The organism is Gemmobacter lutimaris, assembly GCF_003570715.1.
Classification (GTDB): domain Bacteria; phylum Pseudomonadota; class Alphaproteobacteria; order Rhodobacterales; family Rhodobacteraceae; genus Gemmobacter; species Gemmobacter lutimaris.
Genome location: NZ_QXXQ01000051.1, coordinates 1 through 1,140, shown reverse-complemented (window position 1 = coordinate 1,140; position 1,140 = coordinate 1). Strand labels below are relative to the sequence as shown.

At 68.0% G+C, this 1,140-nt stretch carries 1 protein-coding gene; it reads left to right on the top strand.

Going from position 1 to position 1,140, the window contains the following annotated elements; all coding sequences use genetic code 11:
* Positions 1–104: 104 nt before the first annotated feature.
* Positions 105–1,140, top strand: a 1,036-nt coding sequence (locus tag D2N39_RS22410) for a DUF7146 domain-containing protein (RefSeq protein ID WP_199725346.1), incomplete at its 3' end; no start/stop codon positions are given.

Below are 1,140 nucleotides of genomic sequence, written 5' to 3'. Positions count from 1 at the left end.
CATGTTGCGGCGCGGGTTATGTTGCCGGGCTTTGATTTCCCCTTTGTTTGTTTTGGGTTGCTGCCGTCGGCGCAACATAATGTCTGCGTCAGATTGGGGATATCATGATGCCCCGCAGTGCAGCGGACCTGTCGAGCCGCCTTGCGCGTGATGCCGAGGCGGTCTGCCGGCACTACCTTTCGAACGGGCGGCGCCAGGGTCAGTATTGGCTGGTTGGCGACGTGCGCAACGCACCCGGGGGCTCGATGTTCGTCCGCCTCAAGGGGCCGGACGCTGGCCCCGGGGCAGCGGGCCGCTGGACCGACGCGGCTTCGGCCGAACATGGCGACTTGCTGGATGTCATCCGGGAGAGCTGCGGGCTGACGGCGTTCCGCGACGTGCTCGATGAGGCATGCCGCTTCCTGAGCCTGCCCCGGATCGAGGCGGCCCAACCGGTCATCGGCAGGCAGGCCGATGTTCGCCCCGGTTCGCCGGAGGCGGCGCGACGGCTGATCGCCATGGCGCAGCCAATTCGCCGGACCCTCGCCGAGACCTATCTGATGCATCGCGGCATCACGCACATCAGGGACTCCGATGCCCTGCGGTATCATCCGCGCTGCTTCTTTCAGCCCGATGACGGTGCTCGGGCTCAAGGGCGCCCGGCGATGATCGCCGTGGTGACCGATCTTGCGGGCAATATCACTGGGGCGCACCGGACCTGGCTTGCGCCGGATGGCACCGGCAAGGCACTGGTGGACCGACCGCGCCGCGCCATGGGCAATCTTCTTGGCCACGGCGTGCGCTTTGGTACCGCCCGCGAGGTTCTTGTCGCGGGCGAAGGCATCGAGACGATGCTGTCCGTCGGCGCGGCGCTACCCAGTCTGCCCATCGTGGCGGCCTTGTCGGCGGGCCACCTCGCCGCCCTCTTGCTGCCGCCGACGCTGCGCAGGCTCTACATCGCCCGCGATGCCGATGCTGCGGGCGACAAGGCTTTTGCCACGCTGAGTGCGCGCGCGACAGCGGTTGGCATCGAAGTGCTGGCCCTGTCTCCGCAGCGAGGCGACTTCAATGACGATCTGCAGGCGCGGAGCGTCAACGCCCTGCGCGCAGCCCTACGCCCCCAACTCGCCCCACAAGACACTGAACGCGCCGGGGCGGCGG